General features: G+C 44.0%; 24 protein-coding genes. 13 read left to right on the forward strand and 11 right to left on the reverse strand.

The features are described from left to right. Window positions 1–16: 16 nt before the first annotated feature. From PWYN_RS10300 to PWYN_RS10310, 3 genes are all read right to left on the reverse strand, one after another. Entirely contained in the window at window positions 17–1,294 is a 1,278-nt protein-coding gene (locus PWYN_RS10300) for a B12-binding domain-containing radical SAM protein (RefSeq protein ID WP_036651088.1), read from the reverse strand. A 146-nt stretch (window positions 1,295–1,440) separates the two neighbouring features. After that, window positions 1,441–2,028, reverse strand: a complete 588-nt coding sequence (locus PWYN_RS10305) for a histidine phosphatase family protein (protein ID WP_052087883.1) — start codon at window positions 2,026–2,028, stop codon at window positions 1,441–1,443. After that, on the reverse strand, window positions 2,029–2,469 hold the full coding sequence (locus PWYN_RS10310; RefSeq protein ID WP_052087884.1) for a pyridoxamine 5'-phosphate oxidase family protein: 441 nt from the start codon (window positions 2,467–2,469) through the stop codon (window positions 2,029–2,031). Between the two features lie 430 nt (window positions 2,470–2,899). Here PWYN_RS10310 and PWYN_RS10315 point away from each other — a divergent pair, with 430 nt between their 5' ends. The 6 genes from PWYN_RS10315 (at window position 2,900) to hflX (ending at window position 10,429) form a co-directional block, all read left to right on the forward strand. Beyond that, a complete protein-coding gene (locus PWYN_RS10315) occupies window positions 2,900–3,802 on the forward strand; it encodes a glycosyltransferase family A protein (protein WP_036651091.1) in 903 nt (300 codons plus the stop codon). A 25-nt stretch (window positions 3,803–3,827) separates the two neighbouring features. Beyond that, complete coding sequence (locus PWYN_RS10320; RefSeq protein ID WP_036651095.1) at window positions 3,828–4,880, forward strand: glycosyltransferase family 2 protein; 1,053 nt, start codon at window positions 3,828–3,830, stop codon at window positions 4,878–4,880. 30 nt (window positions 4,881–4,910) lie between these two features. Beyond that, entirely contained in the window at window positions 4,911–6,032 is a 1,122-nt protein-coding gene (locus tag PWYN_RS10325) for a polysaccharide pyruvyl transferase family protein (RefSeq protein WP_036651097.1), read from the forward strand. Further along, window positions 6,007–7,545, forward strand: a complete 1,539-nt coding sequence (locus PWYN_RS10330) for a lipopolysaccharide biosynthesis protein (protein ID WP_036651100.1) — start codon at window positions 6,007–6,009, stop codon at window positions 7,543–7,545. The genes PWYN_RS10325 and PWYN_RS10330 overlap by 26 nt, the downstream gene beginning before the upstream one ends. A gap of 11 nt (window positions 7,546–7,556) precedes the next feature. Then, a complete protein-coding gene (locus PWYN_RS28015; protein ID WP_052087885.1) occupies window positions 7,557–8,795 on the forward strand; it encodes a glycosyltransferase family 2 protein in 1,239 nt (412 codons plus the stop codon). Between the two features lie 368 nt (window positions 8,796–9,163). After that, on the forward strand, window positions 9,164–10,429 hold the full coding sequence (gene hflX, locus PWYN_RS10340; RefSeq protein ID WP_036651103.1) for a GTPase HflX: 1,266 nt from the start codon (window positions 9,164–9,166) through the stop codon (window positions 10,427–10,429). Window positions 10,430–10,511: 82 nt separating this feature from the next. Here hflX and PWYN_RS10345 read toward each other — a convergent pair whose 3' ends face one another. From PWYN_RS10345 to PWYN_RS10360, 4 genes are all read right to left on the reverse strand, one after another. Further along, window positions 10,512–11,246, reverse strand: coding sequence for a hypothetical protein (locus tag PWYN_RS10345; protein ID WP_036651106.1), 735 nt, complete (start codon window positions 11,244–11,246; stop codon window positions 10,512–10,514). 84 nt (window positions 11,247–11,330) lie between these two features. Continuing rightward, the gene (locus PWYN_RS10350; protein WP_052087886.1) at window positions 11,331–12,071 is read right to left on the reverse strand and encodes a hypothetical protein; all 741 of its coding nucleotides are present in this window, start codon (window positions 12,069–12,071) and stop codon (window positions 11,331–11,333) included. A 356-nt stretch (window positions 12,072–12,427) separates the two neighbouring features. Further along, window positions 12,428–12,937 (reverse strand): SRPBCC domain-containing protein, encoded by a 510-nt coding sequence (locus PWYN_RS10355; RefSeq protein ID WP_036651109.1) that lies wholly within the window; start codon window positions 12,935–12,937, stop codon window positions 12,428–12,430. Window positions 12,938–12,968: 31 nt separating this feature from the next. Continuing rightward, window positions 12,969–13,298, reverse strand: coding sequence for an ArsR/SmtB family transcription factor (locus PWYN_RS10360; protein WP_084146675.1), 330 nt, complete (start codon window positions 13,296–13,298; stop codon window positions 12,969–12,971). A gap of 503 nt (window positions 13,299–13,801) precedes the next feature. Here PWYN_RS10360 and PWYN_RS10365 point away from each other — a divergent pair. After that, entirely contained in the window at window positions 13,802–14,764 is a 963-nt protein-coding gene (locus tag PWYN_RS10365; RefSeq protein ID WP_240479714.1) for a GGDEF domain-containing protein, read from the forward strand. 80 nt (window positions 14,765–14,844) lie between these two features. On the opposite strand, the gene PWYN_RS10370 is transcribed toward PWYN_RS10365, so the two are convergent. The 3 genes from PWYN_RS10370 to PWYN_RS10380 form a co-directional block, all read right to left on the reverse strand. Continuing rightward, on the reverse strand, window positions 14,845–16,104 hold the full coding sequence (locus PWYN_RS10370; protein WP_052087887.1) for a PucR family transcriptional regulator: 1,260 nt from the start codon (window positions 16,102–16,104) through the stop codon (window positions 14,845–14,847). Between the two features lie 156 nt (window positions 16,105–16,260). Continuing rightward, on the reverse strand, window positions 16,261–17,394 hold the full coding sequence (ald, locus tag PWYN_RS10375; protein WP_036651116.1) for an alanine dehydrogenase: 1,134 nt from the start codon (window positions 17,392–17,394) through the stop codon (window positions 16,261–16,263). Window positions 17,395–17,925: 531 nt separating this feature from the next. Further along, window positions 17,926–19,149, reverse strand: coding sequence for a Zn-dependent hydrolase (locus PWYN_RS10380; RefSeq protein WP_036651118.1), 1,224 nt, complete (start codon window positions 19,147–19,149; stop codon window positions 17,926–17,928). A 495-nt stretch (window positions 19,150–19,644) separates the two neighbouring features. On the opposite strand from PWYN_RS10380, the gene PWYN_RS10385 reads away from it, so the two are divergent. After that, a complete protein-coding gene (locus PWYN_RS10385) occupies window positions 19,645–20,520 on the forward strand; it encodes an aldose 1-epimerase family protein (RefSeq protein ID WP_036651120.1) in 876 nt (291 codons plus the stop codon). Between the two features lie 490 nt (window positions 20,521–21,010). Here the strand turns inward: PWYN_RS10385 and PWYN_RS10390 are convergent, their stop codons facing one another. After that, window positions 21,011–22,123 carry a threonine aldolase family protein gene (locus tag PWYN_RS10390; RefSeq protein WP_036651122.1) on the reverse strand — a complete coding sequence of 371 codons (1,113 nt, stop codon included), beginning with the start codon at window positions 22,121–22,123 and terminating at the stop codon, window positions 21,011–21,013. Between the two features lie 218 nt (window positions 22,124–22,341). Between PWYN_RS10390 and udk the strand changes: the two genes are divergently transcribed. The 5 genes from udk (at window position 22,342) to PWYN_RS29200 (ending at window position 24,630) form a co-directional block, all read left to right on the forward strand. Further along, the gene (gene udk, locus PWYN_RS10395; RefSeq protein WP_036651124.1) at window positions 22,342–22,977 is read left to right on the forward strand and encodes a uridine kinase; all 636 of its coding nucleotides are present in this window, start codon (window positions 22,342–22,344) and stop codon (window positions 22,975–22,977) included. Window positions 22,978–23,142: 165 nt separating this feature from the next. Then, a complete protein-coding gene (tlp, locus tag PWYN_RS10400) occupies window positions 23,143–23,373 on the forward strand; it encodes a small acid-soluble spore protein Tlp (protein ID WP_036651127.1) in 231 nt (76 codons plus the stop codon). Between the two features lie 190 nt (window positions 23,374–23,563). Next, entirely contained in the window at window positions 23,564–23,848 is a 285-nt protein-coding gene (locus PWYN_RS10405) for a hypothetical protein (protein ID WP_036651131.1), read from the forward strand. A 19-nt stretch (window positions 23,849–23,867) separates the two neighbouring features. Continuing rightward, window positions 23,868–24,224 carry a spore coat protein gene (locus PWYN_RS10410; protein WP_036651133.1) on the forward strand — a complete coding sequence of 119 codons (357 nt, stop codon included), beginning with the start codon at window positions 23,868–23,870 and terminating at the stop codon, window positions 24,222–24,224. Window positions 24,225–24,459: 235 nt separating this feature from the next. After that, window positions 24,460–24,630 carry a hypothetical protein gene (locus PWYN_RS29200; RefSeq protein ID WP_157261128.1) on the forward strand — a complete coding sequence of 57 codons (171 nt, stop codon included), beginning with the start codon at window positions 24,460–24,462 and terminating at the stop codon, window positions 24,628–24,630. Window positions 24,631–24,652: the final 22 nt, after the last annotated feature.

A 24,652-nucleotide genomic window follows, 5' to 3' on the forward strand; every position in this document is an offset into this window, starting at 1 on the left:
ACACTTCCCAGCAAGATTAGAAATGACAGGAATCCATGATTTGATATACAGTTTTCTCATTCAAATGATTGTTTCCAGTATGGAAGAACTCTTTCTTATTCCAATCCTCCAAATTGATCCGCTCTAATTCCTCCACGGGCAAATCTCTTAACCTATAAAAAGGGGTAAATGTGGAAGGGCGTACCTTGACGTTATATTTCTTGAGCAACTCCAGCGTGTACTCTACGTCAATCAACTGTTGGTCTTTTAGGCCAAGCATGACAAATCCTTTGTAACGGATGGGAATATGTTTGATTTTGGACATGATATTTTCGAATTCATTCACAGCCACCTTGAAGCCCCGCTGCCGGTCCTGATAAAATGTCTCGATCCCGAAGCCCAGCCCGTAGCAGCCTGCTTCCGCGCACAGCTCCAGCAGTTCAGGCTCCAAGGAATTCAAGCAAACCGTGGATTTCCATTTCACCTTCACGTTCCGGCGCAGCATCTCATGACAGAACTCCCTTACCCATGTTTTGTCCGCGAATAAGTCAGCAGAATGCAGCTTGAATCTGTCAAAGCGGTGCTGATAGGCTTCGAGAAACTCTACCGTATCCTTAACGCTTCTTCGGCGATCCACATAGCCCTCACGTGGACCGCACAGGCAATATGCGCATCTTTGGGCGCAGCCCTTAGATACGTACACCGAACATGCATATGTTGAGTCTTTGAACTCTCTGCTGAATTTCTGATATTCTTCAATCGGAAGCTTATCGATAGGAGGAAGCACCCATTCGCTGGGGTCAATCCTGATATCCGTGGGATAATCTTTGGATTCCCCATTGGCATGAACAACACTGACTCCCTTGAGAACGCCTTCTTCTCCGGTTCTTACGAACTCGATATAAGAATGAATCGCCGCTTCCTGATCACCGCATAGATGGGCTGCATGGAACGGAACCCTTTTGAAATATTGGGGAATTGCCAATGTGGAGTCTCCGTAAATCAAAGTTTTGGTATTTGGACTGATGTAGGAAATTACCTCACACATTTTTCGCGCCATAGCAGCATCGGTGATATCCGTATAAAGAACGATTACGTCGTAGCCTTCTGTAAATTTTCGGTAGAGGCTCCGCATCGTACTGCCGGGAATGGAAGAATCCATGATCGTTACTTCAACATCCGCATGATGTTGATAGGCTTTCATAATATATTGGGCCGTTTCCCCAAAATCCGTACAGCGGTCATGCAAATTTCTGTCATAAACGACTCGCGGGAGAGTCATGAACAAAATCGCAAATTTCTCTTTTCTTCTCACAAAAACCAAAGCCCCTTTCCTTTTTTACTATTCGGATCAACCGAGTACAAAAACCTTGAAATTTGCGCAAACGTTACCACAAATGTGTGCAGATACTGTAAAACCATTTAATCCTGTAATTATGAAATTATGTAATTCACAACCTGCTAAAAAGGGTAAATATCAAACTTTCCGTCTCTGGCTGGTTCTACTATATAGATACAACCGTTGATGCAGTCAAAAACGGCTTGATCATTTTGTGCAAACGTTTGTAATAAAATCCGAAGGAAACCCCCGTGAGTAACCGCTGCAACCACTTGTTGATCATAAGAGCATAAACCTACCTGCATATTCCGCGCCCGCTTCCGGACATCGGGCAAAGCTTCCCCTCCTACTACGGAATAATCGTACCCGTTCGCTCTAAGCAGCTCCAATTCTTTGGTGAACCGCCGCTCCCGTTCGCTTTTATCCAGGCCCTGCAGGAGTCCGTGATCTACTTCCCGAAGCAAGGGTTCAGGAGTTATGTCGCTTCCGTTACCCAATTCAGCCGCGATCAGTTCAGCTGTCTCCTTCGCACGCAAGAGCGGTGACATCAGCAGAAGATCCGGCTTGCACACCTTGATCCGTTCCCCGCATGCCTTCGCTTCTTGCCTCCCCTGCGGGGTAAGGCCGAATGCATCCCACATTCCTTGCTTAATGCCGCGCAAATTCCCTTCACTCTGTCCGTGCCGAATGAGGATCAACTGCTTGAACATTTAAATGATGCCCCTCACAAAGGTCAGTTCCCCGTTTTGTTCAACTAACCTTTTCGCTTTGCTATAGATCTTCTCAATATGCACCAGTACGGCTGCTTGCGGATTGATATTGGGCCTTCCACTCTGAACCCACTGAACCGTTTCCTCAAAAATTTCTCCCTCGAGATAAACGCTCGCCTTTCCCTTCAATTGAAATGATCTGTTATTGTCGGGATTATACAAGGCAATGGATACATTCGGGTTCTTGTTTAGATTTCTCATAGTTTTGTAGAATTTATTGTTCGCGATCAGCAGGGTTTCGTCATCATATACCTTTAGAAAAGTAACAAAAATCAAGTTCACGCTTGATTTTCTTTCTTCATCCGCTTCGCAATCGCAGGTTGCTATCGGAATGGGATTCAATGTTCCTATGAGTTTCTTAATTTCGTCCGTCATTCTCATGAAACAGCATCAGCTCCTTTTGTCATTATGAGATTTTTTTCACATACTTCTTCTGCTTATAGAACCTCCCCTTTTCCCCTAATCCGGATTACTATCGCCGGAAATCTCACATCCAAATCCATTTCGCTCCGATGCTCCTGATTGGCCCATAAACGCTGATATGAATCGCTTTCAACTCTGTGCAATAATTCTGCTTGTAACCTTCATCTTTAGTGAGAATTACATTTAATGAACATGTTAATAAATATTCAAATATTTTACTATGCCATCGAGATCCAAATTGTTACAATTTATTTACAATAAGTTCATTTTAATCCTAAACATAGAGGATTTACTCTAACAAGTAAACTAAAGTAGTATATACAACCATTTGACTCCAATAGTAAGTTTAAGTTAGCTGTGGATATTTAGATAAAGAGGAGTGGAGTCCATGCAAGGATTGTCAGTGGTAATCTGCACGAGGAATCGGGTACAGGATCTGACACGGTGCATTTATTCTATGACTAATCAAAACCTAAGTGCACACCACAACATTGAAGTTATCATCGTAGATGACGGTGAACTACCCATGCAGCAACTTGACGAGTATGAGTCTATCTTAGATGAGAAGGGTTATTCTTTTATCTATTACAGCAAGACGGACCCGGGATTGTGGCTGTCCAGAGTCAAAGCGGTGGAATTAGCCACCATGGATACAATATTGTTCCTGGATGATGACGTTGAGATTCCGGACCATTATTTCTCCACCTTGCTTCAGACCTACCGCGATCATCCGGATTGTGTAGGTGTTGGGGGCGTAGCCATTGGAATGGAGAATAGCTTCCTGGGCACTATTAGATGCCTTCTCTCTTTCCAGCAATCCCTATTCAGCGGAAAACTATCCTTAAGCGGTCAAGCCGGTTCCATGTACAACTGGCACAAGGCGAGAAAAACCTTCAAGACTGAATTTCAGCACGGCTGCAATATGTCTTTTAAGAAAGAGGCTATTCAAGATCTGAAGCCGGTCCCTTGGTTAAAGAGTTACAGCGTCGGCGAGGATATCTTCATGTCCCGAATCGCGTTGAATAAAGGACAGCTCTATATCAACCCTGAACTTAAGCTCATTCATCATGAATCCCCGGCTTCCAGAGATAATCTGGAGGATGTCGCATACACCCGGGTGCTTAACCACGTCCATCTACTCAAAGATAAACACTCGGGACCCATAGGGTACCTCGCATTGTTATGGACAACACTCTACTTGATTCTCAGAGAGCGGCCTAAGAAAAATTATCCTGCTATCAAAGGCTACAAAAAAGGCCTAAAACAAATATTCTCAAGACAACTGATTTAAGGTAATCAAAGAAAGGAGTGTTCAAGTGAATTTAACCATTGTGGTTCCTGTGTACAATCTGGAAAGTCATGTGGCCCCGATGCTGGATTCACTCCTTCACCAAAGTGAGAAGCAATACGAGGTCATTATTGTCGATGACGGATCTACGGATCAGACGTATAACACGATCAATGCCTTTCTGACCGTTCACCCTTCCCTACAGTGCAGGATCTTAAGAACAGACAACCACGGAGTAAGCGCTGCCAGAAATAAAGGCTTATACGCCGCTTCCGGGAAATATGTGATGTTTCTCGACGGTGATGATTACGTTTCAACAGATCTGGTGCAGACCCTCCAGACGAATGTAACAGACCGGGAGCCTGACATTATTTGCTGGGGATATAATCTGGTTAGAGAGGATCAATCAACGATTGTCAGCTTTACTTCAAATTTAAACCACATCTCGGGAATTCAAGCGCTAGAGAAGATTTTTGTCGAAAAAAGTTTGCGGATTTGGACCGGAAGTATTGCTTACAAGAGAGACTTCCTGCTGAAGCATGAAATCCAATATACCGAGCAGTGTATAAACGGCGAAGATCAGGAGTTTATTTATAAAGCCTTATCCAGAGCGTCCAAGGTAACCTCCCTGCCTGAGGTACTATCCTTTTACCTGCAGCGGGGCTCTTCGATCTCCAACAGCTATAATGTCAAAAAATTCGATGTTGTGGATGCCTTTAAGCGGGTGGATGCGTATTTCAGGACCCATTTCTCAGGCGAACTAGAACCCATATCTGATTTACTGCTGAACAGGGAAATGACAGAGAACTACTTTTTCAACCTAAATACCTGTCTCAGCAACACTCAAGGCGTACGGATACAAAAATTACTACAGGATATCGATCAGACCTATCCTAAGCTCACGCAAGAAATGCATGGAATCATGAAGCATTATAACGGAACCGACAAGAAGCTGTCCTTTCAGATCAAGGCCTTCCTGTTCTCCCCCGGGTTATACCAGAGGTTTATTCATTGGGATCGAAGCATTGTTCATCTAAAAAGCAGAATCAAAACAGTGCTCAAGGTTCAAGCAAACAGCTAGGGTGAATGGAGCTGGAAAGGAAATGGAGCGATGAAAAAAATATTAATTTATGCCTATACGGAGTTCAATTTGGGTGATGATTTATTCATTAAGGTTCTGTGCGAGCGATACCCGGATACCCCATTTGCCATCCTCGCCCCGGGGAAGTATAAGCTTTCCTTCAAAGACCTGAAGAATCTCCGGGTATACGCTTCGGATTCCATCTGGATCAGAGGCATTAACTTTCTGTTCAAAAAAATAAAGCAGCCCGATTTCATGCAAAGGTTTCTAGTGAAGCATAGTGATGGAATCGTGCATATCGGCGGCTCCATTTTCATGCAGGGGGAGTACTGGAAAGAGTATTTCCACAAAGCAGAATCGATCCGGAACCCATCGAAGCCCTACTTTTTACTGGGTGCGAACTTCGGTCCCTTTACAGATAACGAGTATTATCAGACACACAAGGAGCTCTTCGCGCAATATACGGATATATGCTTCCGGGAGAAATATTCCTATCAGCTGTTTGAGGATTTAAGAAATGTACGATTGGCGCCAGACATTATATTTCAGCTCACTCCACCGAAAGAACAGGCTAAGGAGAATTACGTGGCTATATCCGTGATCAAGCCGTCTTCCAAGGGTTTGGGCAGTTACGACCTGCTCTATTATGAAAAAATGAAAGATGTTGCAATGTATTGCATTCAACAAGGCTTTGAGGTACATTTCCTGTCCTTTTGTGAGCATGAAGGGGATCATGAAGCGATTGAACACATCGTGAACCGACTGCCGCAGGAGTTCGTTGGTCGAACCCGAACACATTTGTTCACCACAAACATGGAGGAAATTCTGTCCGTGCTTGCCGGGTCAAGCTTTGTTGTAGCCTCTAGGTTTCATGCGATGATTCTAGGCTGGGTATACGAGAAACCTGTCTTCCCTATTGCCTACAGCAACAAAATGGTCAATGTTATGCAGGATGCAGGCTTTACTGGCTTATACACCGACTTCAAAGGCTTGGAAGACCTGCAGCCGGAGCAGGTTTTTAACAGCTTCCATACCAACGGAATTGATGTATCGAAACAAGTTATAGAAGCAGAGAGACACTTTGAGAAGCTGGACTCGTATTTATCGCTTCTGGGCAGGAGGACTTATGAGAGCCAAACGGAGTATTCTTAACTTGTCCTTTGGGCTGGGAAGTCAATTGATCACCATCTTTCTCGGTTTCTTTATTCCTAGGCTGATTATGGTCAACTATGGCTCGGAGGCCAACGGATTAATTGCTTCGATCGTACAGATCATCAGTTATTTGGCTCTTCTGGAAGCGGGTGTCGGGGCAGCCTCTCTACAAGCGCTATATAAACCGATAGCCCAGAATGACCGGAGCCATATTAACTCTATTCTGGCAGCTACCTCTAGCTATTATAAAAAAACAGGTGTGTACTACTTTTTTGCGGTAGTATTGATCGCTATTGTGTATCCGCTGGTGATCCATTCGGAGATTAATAAGCTCAGCATTATGTTCATTATTTTACTAACAGGGCTGGGCGGGGCGATTAATTACTATTTTCAAGGAAAATTTAGAATTCTCCTCATCGCTGAGGGAAAAAGCTATATCGAAACCTCCATCGTTACCGCAGCCAATGTCCTGAACAACGTGGTGCGCATTATCCTGTTATTGCAAGGCGTCAACATCATCGCGGTTCAAGCTTCCTTCTTCGTGCTGACCCTGCTGCAAATTGTCGTATTTTATGTGTATATGAAAAAGAATTACAAATGGATCGATTTAAGTCTAAAGCCTGATTTTGCAGCGATTGGACAAAAGAACTCGGTATTGGTTCATGAAATCTCCTATTTGGTGTTCAGAAATACAGATGTGCTTATCCTAACCCTGCTCACCAATTTAAAAATTGTCAGTATCTATGTCATGTACAACATGATTTTTACAATCGTCGACAACGTCGTTCAGACCGTAAATGGCAGCATGAAATCGGCCCTTGGGCAAAGCTATCACGAGAGCAAAGAGGCCTTCCTTAAGCTCTATGATGCTTTTGAGGTGTATTTCATGGGATTGATCTTTGCTATTCTTACTGTGGCTTACATCCTAATCCTGCCGTTTATGCGGTTGTATACCGCCGGTGTAACCGATGTGAATTATATCAACTTCTGGCTGCCTGTGTTGTTCGTAGCGATTAAGCTGCTGACCAATGTCAGAACTTCTGCCAACAATGTGATTACGATAGCCGGACACTTCCAGAAGACGCAGAATCGTTCGATTCTCGAATCGGCCATTAATTTAATAGCCTCGATTGTATTCGTTCTATTCTTGGGGATATACGGAGTATTGCTCGGGACCATTGCGGCCCTGTTATACCGTTCTATTGATATCGTCATCTATGCTAATAAAGTACTGCTGGACCGGAGCCCATGGGTAACCTTCAAAAGATGGTTCACGAACATAGGCGTCTTTTTAGTTATTATTGCGGTTACCACAACGATGAATATGAACATTACCTCCTATATTGAACTTATCGTCTGGGGGGCGGTTCTGGGGATCGTGATTCTCCCTATTTATTACTTGATCTCCTCCTTGATGGAGAAATCGGTCTTCCTGTATGCTTGGGACCATTTCAAAGGGTATCGAGCGAAATTAAAGCGTAAGGTGAATTCCGGATCTAAAGTAAGCGTGTAGGAGGATTGATTATGAATCATAGCGAAATTTGGCAGCAAGCGTATGACGAGTTACTGGATCAGCTAACGGATACTCTTAACCCTTCTGCGACTGACTTAGAGACTTTATCCGGGGTTGTTCAAGCTTTTTTATGGGGGAGAGCCTCAGAGGATGCCTTGCTTTACTACCTGTCAGAGCAGTTCCATGTGGAGAAAGTGCAGCTTCCTGAGCTGGTGATGGGTCTTGTGGACATGAAACGTAACTTCCCTCCCCCAGAGAGCAACCCACCGGTAGCTAGTCTTGATGCTGAACTTCCGAAAGTCAGTATCATTATAACCACATACAATCGAAAAGAGTTCCTCCAGCAAGCGATTCAAAGCATTCTCATGCAGGACTATCCCCGTAAAGAAATCATTGTGATAGATGATTGTTCTACGGATGGTACAGATATTCTTATGAAACAAAGTTTTGGCGAAAACTCGCGTGTGATCTATATGCGTAACGAAACGAACCGCGGGCCGGGCCATAATCGGCGTTTAGCCTTTGCTGCACATGCTGATGGGGAGTATATCCTCTTTTTGGATGATGACGATTATCTGATTGACCGGAGTTATTTAAGCCAAGCGGTGGATTTCCACATGCTCCATCCTGGAATATCCTTTGTGGCCGCAAATGTATTTCTTAAATACTCGCAGACCGAGCAGTTGAAGATCTCCAGTCTGGGACTTAGTGAACTCATCAACAAACTGGACTATTTCATGAATTTTGAGCAAAAAGGGTTTCCTAAGCCTGCTTCCACCCTAACCACCGTCTTTAAGCGTGAAGCTTTGATCCAAATGGATATCCTGAATATGAATATGGTCAATGACGCCTCCATTTATCTACGTTCATTACTTATTGGAGATGCCGGGTTCATAGATGTGATTGCAGGTGTCTATCGAATTCACGGGAACAATATTACGTTCAACTTAAGTCAAAGTTTTCTCATTGAGAATTTGGAAGAGAAAATGCTTATTAAGAATATGGCGGTTGAACAATACGGCTATAGCGCAAAGAAAATGAATCAGTGGTTCAACCATAATGTCTACGATACCATCTATTATTACCTCATGAATTCCGCCAAAAGCTACAAGGATTTCGAGGCGATGTATGGTTGGGCCCACACCCATTGCCCGGGTATCTACGATAGGTTAAGACGTGAATTCCGCGTGAAATTAATGAAAAAGCAATTGTTAAGGGTGTCTCTAATCCGTACTTTGCTTAAAAAATAAAGAAATACTTCCATTATATTGCCATATAATGGTCACCGTGTTAAAATCGTTTTAACTACAAGGAACGGAGGGGTTAGGTGTGATAGATTATATCCGAGTTAGAACTTTTCGCGGCTAAACAAAATAGCGCTAGAAGCTCTGCCACTGTGCAGAGGACTCAGGATTGGTCTATCCATTTAACCCCATAGAAGCTTACGAATAACCTGCTGCTCGCCGGTAAGATCACGTATGATCTTGCCTTTACGAGCCTTTCTTTGGTGTATTCCTTCTATGTGAATTTCTGAGTCCTCTACAGATACTGTAAGCACAGGCAGATGACCTGTGCTTTTTTGGGTCTACTTTTCAGTACCGAGAGGATGAATAATACTATGGAATCTATACAACAAAAAGCAGTAATTGTGGGTGTCCAGCTCCAAAATGATACCAACTTCGCTTATTCAATGGAGGAACTGCGTAATTTGGCTGCCGCCTGTGATCTAAGGATAGCGGGAGAATTAAGCCAAAAGGCCAGCCGAGTTAATCCTTCCCATTATATTGGAACCGGTAAAATCCAGGAGTTGTCTGCGCTCTTGGAAGCGGAGGATGCCCCCATTGTTATATTTAATGATGAGCTTACTCCTTCCCAGATTCGCAATTTAGAGTCTGCATTAGATCGACAGGTCATTGACCGGACGATTCTAATCTTGAATATCTTTGCGGAACGGGCCAAAACCAAAGAAGCCCAGCTCCAAGTCGAAGTGGCCCAATTGCAATACATGCTGCCCCGCCTGACCGGGCTACGTGAATCTTTGGGCAGACAAGGCGGCGGTGCCGGATTAAAGAATAAAGGCGCAGGTGAAACGAAGCTGGAGCTGGATCGCAGAAGAATTGAAGAACGGATCACAGCCCTTCAAGTGGAGCTTCAGCACCAAGTGTCCAGACGTCAGATTCAGCGGAAGCAGCGCCGCAAGAATGAAGTGCCGGTCGTCTGTCTAGTAGGTTATACCAACACGGGCAAGTCCAGCTTAATGAATGTGATGGTAGAAACCTATCACCCAGGCTCCCATAAACAAGTGTTCGCCAAGGATATGTTATTCGCGACGCTGGAGACATCTGTGCGCAGCATTATGCTGCCCGATCACAAAACGTTTCTGCTGACAGATACCGTCGGATTCGTCAGTCAGCTTCCCCATCATCTAGTTAAAGCCTTTCGCTCTACACTCGAAGAGGTGACGGAAGCGGATCTGCTGATTCACGTAGTCGACTATGCCGATTCTGAGTATAAGCAGCATATGGCGGTAACCGATGAGACTTTAAAGGCGCTGGGCGCGGATCAAATTCCGACGATCTATGCTTACAATAAGGCCGATTTAACGGAGCAGCCCTATCCGCTTATCCAAGGAGACTCTGTCTATCTCTCCGCCAAAGAAAAAAGCGGAGCCGAGGAGCTTACTCAAATGATCCGAAGTCATGTATTTAATGACTATATTCAGTGTGAGATCCTGGTTCCGTTCGACCGCGGCGCAGTCGTCTCCTATTTCAATGAGCATGCCCATGTACAATCGGCCAGCTATGAAGAAGAGGGAACCCGGCTTACATTAGAATGCAGGGTTGCCGATTACGAGAGATTTCGGAACGATTTCATTGAGATTTAAAACCGCTATGGACCTATAAAATTAGAAGAGAGCATTCCTTCGGCCGTACATCGGCTTAGAATGCTCTCTTTGATTTGTGGTCTCATCGTTTCAAATGATGAATATAGCTTTGGGTACCAATTCTGGAGAATATCGTAGACTCCAAATGCCTAGGATCTACTGGTGAAGGCTCTCTTCCTAGAGACAGTGATTGCAAATACGCAAAATCTGGGTGCAAAGCTTCATTGGTCAGATAAGCCGAAGTTAGACTTCCGGGATATCTTTCTTGATTAAGGGAATCAATGATCACCTCTGCGGGTGCTATGCCAATTCCATGCCCGTAATACAGCCCGTCTTCAAGCATAATTGCATTCTCCCCTTGCCATTCGACCTTATCGGGGGCATGGTCAGGATTTTTGAAATACACCACATCTCCGGGGGAAGCTTCAGATATATGATGGGTGGCGATTAACCGCAGATTACTATGATAGTGCCAATCCCACAGGAACAGATCTTGGAAATACGTGTTAAACGCATTCTCACCTATAACCTCAAGCGTGGCCATGTACAATACAATTACCATTGCAGTCCCACACTCAAAGGCATATAAATGCCCATTTCGAAAGATATCGGAAATCCCAACCGAAGGGAGAACTCCCTTCCTCAGCTGCAAACCTCCGTTAGCTGTACGCGTCCATAACTGCGGATTCCCACGGGAGTCTTCATAAACGGCGAAATCTGCTCCGCTCGCATTCAAAGCAGCAGCTGCCTCCATAATGGCAGCCCTCATCTTCCGCTCAAATCCCACCGCACCAGGATGTTGATAATAATACGACACCGCAATTCCCCCTTCATGATGGAGTTCTCTCACTATAGGTTAGTGTACGTGTCGGGCTTTAGGTTGGTGCGGAGTAATAGTTACTTATGGCGTCCATTGATCATGGATAATACCTACAAGTATATGATCTTGGCCGATTTTTTCAAATACCAATCGCAGGCTGCGCCAATCCATCCCTTCGACCTTAGGATCAATTCCAGCAATATGATACTCAACGAAGTCGTAGCTGTCCTTAGGGTACACTTCATTTAAATTATTGATTGTTGTGCCTTGTCCAAGCCCCTTGTTTAATGAAATCTTAGCATCCTTTATAAAATCTGCATCATAGACGAACCGTTTATGGTACTCCGCATACGGAATCTTAATCAGCTCCCCCGAGCCAGCGAACGTCCGCCACACATGGTCCTTTGGATCCTTCAGCAAACCCTCTACCTCATCTCTGGTAAATACGAGATCGGTTTTGGTATCGACATATGCATAAGGAGAAAACCTAACACCCTTATCCCGGTGCACCCAGGATGCAAGTGTGCTCATGTCACCCTTCTTTAGAGCTGAGATTACAGTTTTCGCTGCTTCCAGGGCTGTAGGCGGCTGCCCTTCCTCCGGTGCTTCCTCAGTCTCTTGAGGCTCTACAGTTTTTGAAGGCTCAACAGTTACTTGTGGATCTACAGTTACTTGTGGCTCGGCCGTTGCCTCCGTCACTTCGGGTTGCTCCTGTGTTTGTCCCGTCGGTTCCGGTGTTGCATTTGGCGTTCCGTTGCAGGCAGCAAGCAGCAGTATGATGATTCCCAAGAAAATCCATCCACTTTTTCTCATTCTGTACATGACCGTGCCCCTTTCCCTCACTTTATCTTACCTTTTCAAACGTATATTACCCTAAAAGGTTGCAACCTAATAAGATGTATTCACCTAAGAAGGGGCTGAATTCTTGTATGTTCTACAACTTAAAATCGGGAAATAGTCCCATGAAGCTAAATTGTTGTATGAAATGCAATATTCGGTGCGATAGAGGCATTTTTAGCGAGCGGAAATTGTATTCTATACAACATTTCCGCATTGGAAGACGGGTATGACTTAGGAATGTTGTATTCTATACATCAATTCTCGTTGAAGCAGGAAAAGCCCATCCTTCTTCAGGATGGGCTTTCTCAATGTATGGGTTACAACCGAACCTTCTAGAGTTATTGCATCGACTGTAAATGCTCTTCAAGACGATCCCAAGTTTCCGCAATCCCTTGTTCCATCCCCATATTCATAACGGTTTGGAGTGCTTCTGGAGATGAGTATTTAGACCGGCTGATAAGCTTTGTCTGGCCATCCTGCTCTTCAAAAATCATCGTAATATGCGAGGAAGGCATACCTTCCGTCTCATTGCCCTCTGCATCCGAAAAGTAGTCCACATAAACGACCTTTTCACCCTCCACGATCTCCTCGTAGACAGCCTTCCCCCAAGACTCCATTCCGTAAAATTCACCTTGCTTCTCATCTATACACTTCATGCAGTAATGCCAAATACCTCCGGGGCGAAAATCAACGTTGCAAACCGGAAGGATCCAGCCACGCGGCCCCCACCATTGTTTAAGATGCTCCGCCTCTGAGAATGCCTTGAATACGAGCTCGCGCGGCGCATTAAATACCCGCTCCAGAATCAATTCCTGTCCTTCTACCGTAGTGATCATTTTGTTCGACATCACAAATTCCTCCTGAAAATCGATTTGTAAATCAATGATTCTCTTTGGATTGCAGCTTCTGCAGATAGTCCTCCAGATTGTCAAATCGTTCATTCCAGACCTTTCGGTAGGTTTCTAGCCATACATCAAGGGCTTGAAGCGGCTCAACTCGAAGCTTGTAATTCCGGCGATTGGCGACGGCCTCTACTTCCACTAATCCGGCCTCCAGCAGGACACGCAGATGTTTGGAAGCTTGAGGCTGCTGTAACCCTAGACGATCTGCGATCTCCCCTACAGTCAAGGGACCCTTAACACTAAGCAAGAGCTCCATCATTCGTAAGCGATTTGGTTCAGCCAGTGCACTAAATGTTGTTGTTTCCATGAGTTTTATGTTCCTTTTAACCATACTGTTTTACCCTAAAGTACTTACTTGCAAGTTAAATATACTACTCAAGGAATATTCCAGTCAAGGAATATTAATATCTTTTTATCTCTCTCATCGACTTCCCCTTTAGTCTCCCCTCAACCGCCGATACAAAATATCTTTTCTTTACTAAAAAGTATTGGAGTATAATAGTTACAATACTTTAGGGGGAAGGAAAGTTTGTAACTATGTCGAAAGCAAGGATTTTCGATTTTTTGTTATTTTTCATTTCCATAGCCATTGCCTGGAATTCAGGGCCCATTACGATCCCTGGCAACACTTATCTGATAGCTCTGCTGGTATACTGGGTTTTTTCCAGTATTTATTATCACCTACGCATAGTAAGCACCAACCGCAACTCAAACATAGAATATGGCATTAGCTACACTGCCTCCTTGGGCATATTTTCCGGTCCGCTAGGCGTCTTTATATTTGAATCTCTGTATAGGGTCACTGTATATTTGTATAAAAAACTCACTAAAACAGATGATCCCGAGGAATTTCTGGATACCTTTTACAATATAGGCTCCTTCGCCTTAACAGGTTCGATTTCCTATTACTTGTACCAATATTTGGGCCCTGGTTTTTCAAGCTTTCCATTTGGTTTCTGGCTGCTAATCTTTCTGCTAACTGTATTATCCAGCATGCTATCTTCTACTTTTATTTCGATAACTTGTTGGATCTCAAGAGATATCACTACACGCGGGGAAGTCATTCACCTTTACATTGGAAACAGAAGTTTGCTGGATATCGGGAAAATAGCCATTTCAAACGGACTGCTGCTGTTATTCCTCCAAGAGGGCAATTGGGACAGGCTCATTAGCGTATTCCTGTTGAATTACATCGTTAGCCGTTCCTTTTACTCCAAATCTCAAAGTGTTCAGAACAAGTTCGAACGGGACAAATTCGAGCAAATGGCTTATCAGGATTTCTTGACGGGAACCTTCAACCGTTCTTACATGGATAAAACAATGAAAGAACTGGAACAAGGTGATGAGTGGATTGGCGTTGCAGTCGCAGATATTGATAAATTCAAAAAGATTAATGATGCCTATAATCATGCCGTAGGGGATCGTGTCATCCAACATTTTGCCGATACCTTAACTTCGTTCCTAAATGATGATGATTTCTTATTTAGAAGCGGCGGTGAGGAATTTACTCTTTTTATGAGAAATAAAAGCTATGAGCAAACCCTCTTTTTAGTAGAAGAGATTCTGCATAAAATTGAAAAAAGCACAGTCAAAGCCGAATATAAAGATCAGAATATAGACATTACCTACACAGCCTCTTTCGGTTTATACTACTATAAAATCAATTCAAAGGTATCCATAGAGAAGGCTTACGTCAATGCAGATCAGCTGCTGCTGGAATCCAAGGTGCTTGGCAGAAACCGGGTTTCGTCGAAACTCGAGACTGTAGAGTAGTGCAGCGTTAGGGCTTTTAACAATAAAAGGCGATAGAACCACCTCCGTTAACCGGCTTTGTGGTTTTATCGCCTTTTTAACTATTCCCTGTTTTCCACAAACCACTCGTTCAACTGCCCGGTCTCCTCTGTCAATAGATCCAAATACATCGAGGTTCGGTAATCCGTGTCCTTCAGGCTTTTGCCTGTAATCTCAGCGATCCGGTTCAAACGATACATCAGCGTGTTGGTATGGATATGCAGAAAAGAGGCTGACTCTTTTAGATTGCCGTTTAGGGATAAGTAGACCGCCACTGTTTTTAAGAAATCACTCTTATGCTCGCGGTCATGTTCCTTCAGAAGATGCAACAAAGGGCTTTTACGGGTCTGAATGCGTTTATGGTCCAAAATGGCCGGAAAATAAGCCCATAATCCGATTTCCTCATACAAAAGCAAATCCCGGCCGTGAAAGGGCAGCAGCTTCTTGATTTCAAGGATAGAGACCGCTTCCCGGTAGGCATGGGCAACTGATGTATATTCGTCATAATCAAGACTGCAGCCGGCCAACATAGGACAGCCTTCACTCTTAGATAGGTCCTTCACAAGCTTACTCATAAACGAGGAAAGGGCATGCGTACCTCCGACAGGAAAGGTGAAGGTAAACAGAATAATTAAGCGGTCGTGCTCTGCTGTAAGCAGCAGCAGACGAAGCCCGGCATAAGAGGCCACGGCTTGCCGAACCTTGTGAACTAAGGCATCATTATATACCTTGGTAGTCTCGAATACAGCGATGTAATAACTATTCGGCAATAGGATCGACCATGCCTCCGCTTCCTGCTTAATCGCCGGCTCTGAATCATAATGCGAAGTCAGCAGCTTCCAAAAAAAATCCTCCTGCGTTTTCTCCTGCTTAATCTTCCAGCCCCGCTGCTTCAGCAGATAACGACCAGCAATACCCGCGGCCTTTTCGATAATACTCTCCGCATGTCCTGCTTCTAAATTCCCTGTATCGACTACCCATATGTAACCAAGAATCTCCTTATGATTCTTGATACATATCGCCAGACGAGGACCGAGTCCCACCTCCATAACCGCAGGAATTCGGATCGCATGCGCGGCGGTCTCAAGCTGCTGCATAACACCCTTTTTGCGTAAGCCGATAATCACATGGTTAGGCACACGCTTGCCGATAATCGTAGAAATTCTTGCCGGATCACTTTCAAATTGATGAGAACTATATCCGATGACGTGGTGGTTACTGTCTTCTATGGTGACTTGGGACTGGAGTGCTTCACTGATGGTATCCGCAAGGGATTCCATGCTGTCAAAAAAACGATCAAACGATGGATCTAGTCCTGTCAAATGTCCCCACCCCAACCTGAAGAATAGCCGAATCTCGTATTAAAGAGTGATTTTATTATAGTACGATTTATCCTAAGCTGACTATATGACATGAAAAAAAGAACAGCCCACGTTATGATTGGACTGTTCCTAAGTTACCCTCTTATTCTCTTCTATTTATATTAAAGTAGGCTCTTGCTCCAAGGCCTGCTCTACCGTGTAATACTCTTCCCCAAGAGCTTCTGCCACGGCTTCGCAAGTGATCTTCCCATTAGCTACATTAACACCGCTTTTCAAGCCTTCATTGTCTTCAATAGCCTTAACCACGCCTTTATTAGCAATTTGCAGCGCATATGGAATCGTAACATTCGTTAAGGCAATGGTCGATGTTTTGGCAACTGCACCCGGCATATTGGCTACCGAATAATGAAGTACACCGAATTTCTCGAATACCGGATGATCATGTGTAGTAATTCGATCGATCGTCTCCACGATGCCGCCTTGGTCAATCGCCACATCGACAATAACGGAGCCAGGTTTCATACTCTTGACCATTTCTTCGGTAACCAGTTTAGGAGCCTTCGCACCCGGGATCAGCACAGCGCCTACCAGCAGATCAGCTTCAGCAACCGCTTTGGCAATGTTGAAAGGGTTGGAAATCAGCGTATTGATTTGTGATCCAAAAATATCATCCAGCTGGCGCAGTCTCTCCGCACACAGATCAACAATAGTCACATCTGCTCCCAGGCCGATGGCCATTTTGGCTGCATTAGTACCCACGACACCGCCGCCGATAATGCTGACTTTACCTCTGCTAACCCCGGGAACACCGGAGAGAAGAATGCCTTGTCCGCCGTAATTCTTTTGCAGAAACTGCGCTCCCAGCTGTACGGACATGCGTCCTGCAACTTCGCTCATAGGTGTTAACAGCGGCAAAGTACGTCCATCCACCACCGTTTCGTAGGCAACACCGATCACCCCATGCTGTTGAAGCGCCGCTGCCAGAGCAGGCTCGGGAGCAAGGTGCAAGTAAGTGAACAATATCAGGCCTGGACGGAAATACTCATATTCGCTCTCCAGCGGTTCTTTTACCTTAATGACCATGTCGGAAGCGCCCCAAAGTGTTCCGGCATCCTCAATTAGCTTGGCTCCGGCCAATTCATACTCTTCATTCGGGAATCCACTGCCCAGACCTGCGCCTGCTTCAATCAGAACCTCATGCCCTGCTCTAAGAAGAGTAACTACACCCGCCGGTGTTATGCCTACACGGTTTTCGCTGTTTTTAATTTCTTTAGGAACTCCAATAATCATCCTAATCTCTCCTGTCTTGTGTGTGTCTCTTATGTAAAGAATCATAACATATGAGTCTTTTATTCAATTTGTTAAAAAAGAAAAACATTATCTGTCATGATTGTGTTTTTACACAACGGGACTATTTATCACAAATACTTAAACAAAAATGGATGTCCGGTAACTAGTCGTAACTACGGAGAATGTTTGGACTTTCGGTCGCTGTTGTCTCCATATTTCCTGATTGTACCGCTATCTGCGGTAGAAATCCGGAGACAAAGGCGAACGCTGGCGCTCCTACAGTTCCAAAATTCCCCTTCGCTACTCTTCACCTAGAACCTTTGTTTAAGTATAAAAAGACAAACAACCCGCTCATTGAGCGGGTTGTCGGCAGAACTGAAGCAGCACAGTATTCCTGTGCGCAAAGGTAACATCAAGTTAATAATAAGGTGGATGAGGGTATGTTTAGTTTCACAAACATAACATTAAAAATGGACGGTATCCGTTTCTCATAGAAATATATAAAAGTATACTGAAGACTTATACTTTCTTTTATTTTAACAAACACAGTACCGTTTCCAGCAGGATATTTACACCCTTTTCACAATCCTCATAGGAGGTGAGCTCTTCCTCACAATGGCTTTTCCCTTTAACACTAGGTACAAAAACCATAGCGGATGGAAGAAAACCGGCCACGAACTGCGCATCATGACCCGCACCGCTGGCCATTTTTTTATGAGAATATCCTAAGCTTAATGCTGCTTGCTCTACCCGGTTGCAAATGTTGGGATCAAACCATACCGTATCACGGCCCCACAGCTTGGTTGTCGTAACACCGCACTCCCCTTGCAGCACCGGTAAGCTCTGAATGATAGCTTCAACTTCGCGAACCACACCCATGTCCTTATGTCTGGCTTCCACCGTAAAAATCACTTGATTAGGGATAACGGTATGAATATTAGGCAGGACGTTCATTCGGCCCATGGTATAGACCAGTTCGGAATCGAGCAACCCAAGCTTATTTCGAAGTTCTGTAATAAGGTCGTTCGCCGCGAACAAGGCATCCTTCCGCATCTCCATAGGTGTTGTGCCCGCATGATCGGATTCACCGGTCACTTCAATCTCATAACAAGCCATGCCGACTACACAATCCACTATCCCGATGGATAAATCCTCCCTCTCCAAGACAGGACCCTGCTCAATGTGAAGCTCCAGATATGCGGTGGCTTCCTGAATTCGATTAGCGGCATCACCTGCAAATCCGCTTGCCTCTAGTGCTTCTTGAAACGTAGTCCCTTCCGGATCTTTTTTGCTCATCATTACGGCCTTATCAAACTTTCCGGACAAGACACCAGACGCCATCATCGAAGGTTCAAACCGAGCACCCTCTTCATTGGTGAAATTCATAACGGTAATTGGAATCTCAGGGGTAATCCCTTGATCGACCAGAGTCCGTACGATCTCCAATCCGGCGATAACCCCGAGCACACCATCGAACCGTCCACCTTTTTTGACGGTATCCATGTGTGATCCAATCACGATAGGCGGTTTCTCCTTGGCCCCCGCAAGTGTTGCATACATCGTGCCCATATCATCAACCCTAACGTTCATCCCCAACTCTTTGCAGCAGGAACGGAAGTAACTCCGGACTTTGAGATCTTCTTCTGATAATGATAGCCGTGTCACACCATTGTTGTCCGTACGGCCAAAATCCGCAAAGGTCTCGATGGTATTCTTCAGTCGCTCGCCGTTCACGGTTAATTTTCTCAACTGCATCACATCATCTCCGTTCGAACAATTAGGTGGATTAAAAACAAATAACTGCTTTCTATATATGTTATACCAATAATAAATATTTTCACTTTACATAATGTAATAATTATTTTTTAGAATAAGGTACTTTGTGTTACACGCTGGCGTTTGTGTAACCATTCGGCTCCTCGGGAGCGGTAATGTTGCACGAAGTGCAGGATTTAGTGCGTACTCGGTGGGTTGGGAGCTGTATTGTTGTATAGAGTGCAGGATTTGGTGCGCAATCGGTAGGCAGGGAGCTGTATTGTTGTATAGAGTGCAGGATTTGGCGGGTAAGCGGTGGTTTGGGGGTTGTATTGTTGTATGAAGTGCAGGATTTAATGAGTAATTAGTTGGTTGGGAGCGGTAATGTTGCACGAAGTGCAGGATTTAGTGCGTACTCGGTGGGTTGGGAGCTGTATTGTTGTATAGAGTGCTGGTAGAATAGGATCAATAAACAAAAAGAAAGGGAGTACATTAATGATTACAACTTTAAAAAGTTCAACTGCGACCGCCCAGATCAAATCCATCGGCGCAGAGCTCATCAGCTTCAAAAAAGAAGAAAACGGCGTTGAGTACATTTGGAATGGAGATGCAGCGTATTGGCCAGGCCATTCTCCGGTGCTTTTTCCGATTGTGTGTGCAGTTAATAACGGAGAGATAAGGGTAGACGGCAAATCCTATCCATTAAAAAATCATGGTTTTGTGAGGCATAATGAATTCGAGTTAGTTGAAGCGAGTGAATCACGGGCGATTTATCGTCACACTTACAATGAAACTACATTAGCAATATACCCCTACAAGTTTGATCTATATATTACATACACGCTCGAAGGTAATAAACTGGAGATCGACTATCGGGTGAATAATATCGATGAGCAAGAAATTTTCTTCCAGTTGGGCACACATCCTGCCTTTAATTGCCCGTTAGAAGAGGGGGGTCATATTCAGGATTATTACTTGGAGTTCGAACAAAAGGAAACGCTTGAGCGGCTATTCATGAACAAATCCAATCAACTGGTTAGCGGAAAGTCCGAGGTTATTTTGGAGAATGAGCAGATCCTGCCCTTATCCTATGAAATGTTTGAAGAGGGCGCGTTAGTGTTTCGTAACATCAACTCTCAAAGAGTTGCCTTAAAAAGCAAGGAATCCACTAAAAGTGTAGTTCTGTCCTACGAGAATTTCCCTTACATGGGCTTATGGCAGCCTAAAAATGCCCCTTTCATCTGTGTAGAGCCTTGGCACGGCATTGCGGATGCAGACAATTTCACGGGTGAACTCAAGGATAAGGAAATGATCATCTCCCTGAACCCGGGAGAGAGCTTCAAAAGTTCGCTAACTATCGAGGTTAACTAATATTCTTCTATTAAAAGAAAGGCACCTAGCTAAATTTTCTAGGGTTCCCTTTTGAGGTGCAGAGCATTTGGGTGATTTTAAAATGGGCATGTAAACTGATCAAAGTTTGCATGCCCATTTTTCTTTCTTAATACATAAAGGATCTATTATGCTAATTTACTATTCTTTTTTATATAGTAGTCATCAAAAGGTATAAAGGTGTTATTTTCTATTTTGACAAAATAATTATCCTCTAAGGCTTGAATTCTTTGGATATCATCTGTTGTGGCTTTCGTAATTTCCAATTATTTTATTTAGCTGCTTATAACTTACACTCCATCGAATATAAAATCCGTCGTCAAATTCTTTTTGCCATCCACTAATCCCTTGGCTAACAATATCTATACTGCGACAATCCCATTCGCCACCGCAATTATCATTATTCATATGACCTTTCGTTATCGGGTCGGAATAACATTCAAAGATTTCCTCCCCTAAATCTTGGGTATCTTCAACGTTTGTCTACTTTTTGAGCTTCTCTTATCTTCTCATCCAGCTGTTTAAAAGCTTCGCGCAACTTCTCTTTAGGCACCCCTGCATACCGATCCCCGATACTGGCCTCATAATAGCAGGAGGTTGTTCCTTCGATTTCTCTCAGCACCTGTGTAAAACCAATTCCGGTCGACTCATAAATGGCAATTAGTATAGGCATCAGCTTTTCCTTTGGCAGCTCAAAATGGACATGGAACATGTTGGATACCGGTTCTACAGGCAAGGTGGATACCGCCTCACTCTGATTAAAGAAACTGGCAAGCTCCTTGGCCTCTTCGTAGTACTGCCCCATTTTATGTACTCTCTGTTTGAAATAGTAATCAGCAGCAGTTATGTAAGGATACAAACTGATTAAATCTCCGCCATGCCGCCTTTTCCATATTTTTGATTCCTGTGTGAAATCCTCGCTGCCCGCCAATATAGCTCCGGCAATCCCGCCGATTCCTTTATAAAAAGACACATACACGCTATCAAACAGCGCACAGATTTCAGCAGCGGTTTTCTCATAATAGGGCAGGACTTCAAAGAGCCGCGCACCGTCCAAATGCAGTAAGATCCCTTGTTCACGGCAATACGCCGAAATCGCTTCAAGTTCTGTGTAGTCCGGCAGCTGCCCGCCAATCTCGCGCTGTGGTAATTCAAGCAATAAACAGGCCACTTCCTTATCCATGTTCAAGACGTCTTCTAAATGAATCAGGCGATTCTTATCGGCAAGTAAAACAGGTTCGAGATGATGCAGTTCCTTCAAGCCATCCTGTTCATGGATTTCCAAATGGCATAAGGGATGATAAGCGACCTTTTTGAAACCTTTTCGATCACACCATATCCTTAAAGCAATTTGCTGCGCCATCGTCCCGCTTGGAAAAAATACTGCACTTTCTTTCCCCAAAAACTCAGCCATTTCGGCTTGAAAATCCTCGATCAGCTGCCCTGAGCCATATATATCACTGTCTAGATTCTCATCCACATCCTGAAAAGCTTCCTTTAATACTTGAATGCTTCTTCTCCCATGACCCGATAATGGATAGGTAGTCCGATTAAATGCCTCAACCAGCAATTGATATTCGTTCATCTAAGCTCCTCTCCTGATACCTATGTATTTACCTACAAAAAGTATATCACAATCCACAATATGGAGATTAAGGCTTAGCCTAGCGTTATTATTCCGAATATTGACGAATTTCAAAAAATATTATGCTTTGTTGCCTAGCTGACGGTGTAAAAGTGTACAGGCTATGCTACAATATTGGAATTGCAAAAGCAGTCATTAGGGAGGGTTATTGAAACACCATGCTCATTATTGGTATCGCCGGTGGCACCGGTTCCGGAAAAACTACAGTTGCCCGTTCCGTCATTGATCGTCTTGGATCGAGTAAGGTGACTTTCATATCTCAGGATAACTACTATAAGGACCATTCGCATCTTAGTATGGCTGAACGGGGATCCATCAATTATGATCACCCCTTCGCCTTTGATAACGAATTGTTAATTGAGCATCTCAAATGTCTAAAAGAAGGCAAACCCGCTCAGGCTCCGGTATATGACTTCACAATTCATGCCCGTTCTACTGTTGATTCGGTGAATTTAGAAGCGAATAATATCGTCATTCTCGAAGGACTTCATGTTCTTTCTGACGAAAACCTTCGGGCGCTGCTCGACATTAAGGTATTTGTCGACACCGATCCTGATGTGCGTATCCTTCGCCGGGTACTCCGGGATATTGAAGAACGCGGCCGCACAATTCAATCGATCCATCATCAATATTTAACTACAGTTAAACCGATGCACGAAGCATTCATCGAGCCTTCTAAGAAATACGCCGACCTTATCCTTCCTGAGGGCGGACAAAATGCTGTAGGGATTGAACTCCTTACGGTGTTGACCGAAAAGTACTTAACAGGTGACCAAAAGTGGGCCGAGGTTTAATCGTCGGTATTATAAAGCACCGTACTACGCAGAAGCAATTCTGCAGAGTACGGTGCTTTTGTATGTAGCCCTATCCCCTTCTAATGCATAAAAATACCCTCTCACGATCAAACTACCTTTTAGCGTTCCAGTGAGCGCATTAAATGACCCAGGGGGCGACAACTAATGGCTAAACCGGACAATCGGGCAGATAATGTAGAACATTTGCAGCAGCATATTCAGGATACGATTGAGAACCTGCGTGAAGGGGAAGAATATTTGAACGAATTCTCCTCAGAGATCAGCAGCGAGGAACGCAATCAAATCGAAGAAAAGAATGATCGTCGTAGAGATAGCATCCAAGCTTTCCGCGAAGAAGTTAAAGATGAAGCCGCGCACCAACGCTCCGAAGAATAGGTAAATCGTTTAGCTAATACTCGAACCTATGAAGCGGCCTAGTCCCGGAAAGTGGGGCCGGGCCGCTTTTATTCGTTCATTCTTCAATAAGTTTCTTTAACAGATTCTTCAGACAAATTCTACTGAATATATCCTCAGAATCAGAAGCAAGATATAAACCTGACCACATCACAGATAAGGAGGGTATTTGATGCAAAACCAGCGGGATGAACAGCAGCAGCAACCTATTTTCTCTCAACCCCCTAAGGTTATCACCACTAAAGACACGCTATATTTAAAGGATCAGTTGTCCTGGCAACTGATTGCTATGAAGAAGTGCTACCATTTTGCCCGCGAATGCTCAGACTCTGATATCAGCCATGCCATTGATCAGGCCGGCCAAATGCACCAACGTCATTTCGAGCTGTTGTTAAAACACCTGCAAAACGACAACACCAGTGAAATGAAGACCGTGCAGAAAAAGCTGCAACAATAGAAAGGAGTGACCTGACGCCATGAGTTCAAATGAAAATAAAAATATCATTAAAAATCCAAAGCCTCCTTATGAACCTAAAGTAAAGGGGCCGGAATTAAATGACCGAGATCGTGTAAATGACATCCTTGCTATGGAGAAATACTTAACCGACAGCTTTAATATTTCTGCCAGAGAAGCGAGCCATCCCGAACTTCACGATGACATCCTGACCGTTCTGAACGAGACCCACCAGTGTCAGTATGGGATGTATGAGCTAATGTTCCAGAAAGGCCATTATAAGCTGGAGGCCGAAGAACAAAGAAAACTGGATCAAGCCTACAAGCAATTCGACAACTACTCTAGCCAATTCCCTTACAGCAGTACAAATATCCATTAATTTTATTTAACACAAATGAGAAAGGCACCTACCGTTAATGGTAGGTGCCTTTCTCATTGTCTACACCACGAATACACAAATTTCAACTCTCAAGGATATCACCTTTGTTTTAAACTTGATCATAGTGGGTAAAGAGAACTAATCTTTCATTAAATTAATTTTGCTCTATTTTCCTACGCAAAAATTTTGTATAGTAGTTTTAAAGTGTTCTTTATAACGAAGGGAGGTGGAAAATATGGCTAAAAAGACCTATATCGCTCCTGCAGTTCTAGAGCAACAAGAAATTGTGTTTGAAACGAAGATTTCAGGTCAAAACAACGGTTTGCATAACGGTAACGGTAACGGAAACGGCAATCATTCCGGCGGTCCTAACTTGGGAACCAACCCAGGCAAGGGTAATAAATAAGGCGGCATGAAAACAGGTAATG

The organism is Paenibacillus wynnii (genome assembly GCF_000757885.1).
Lineage (GTDB): Bacteria > Bacillota > Bacilli > Paenibacillales > Paenibacillaceae > Paenibacillus_AQ > Paenibacillus_AQ wynnii.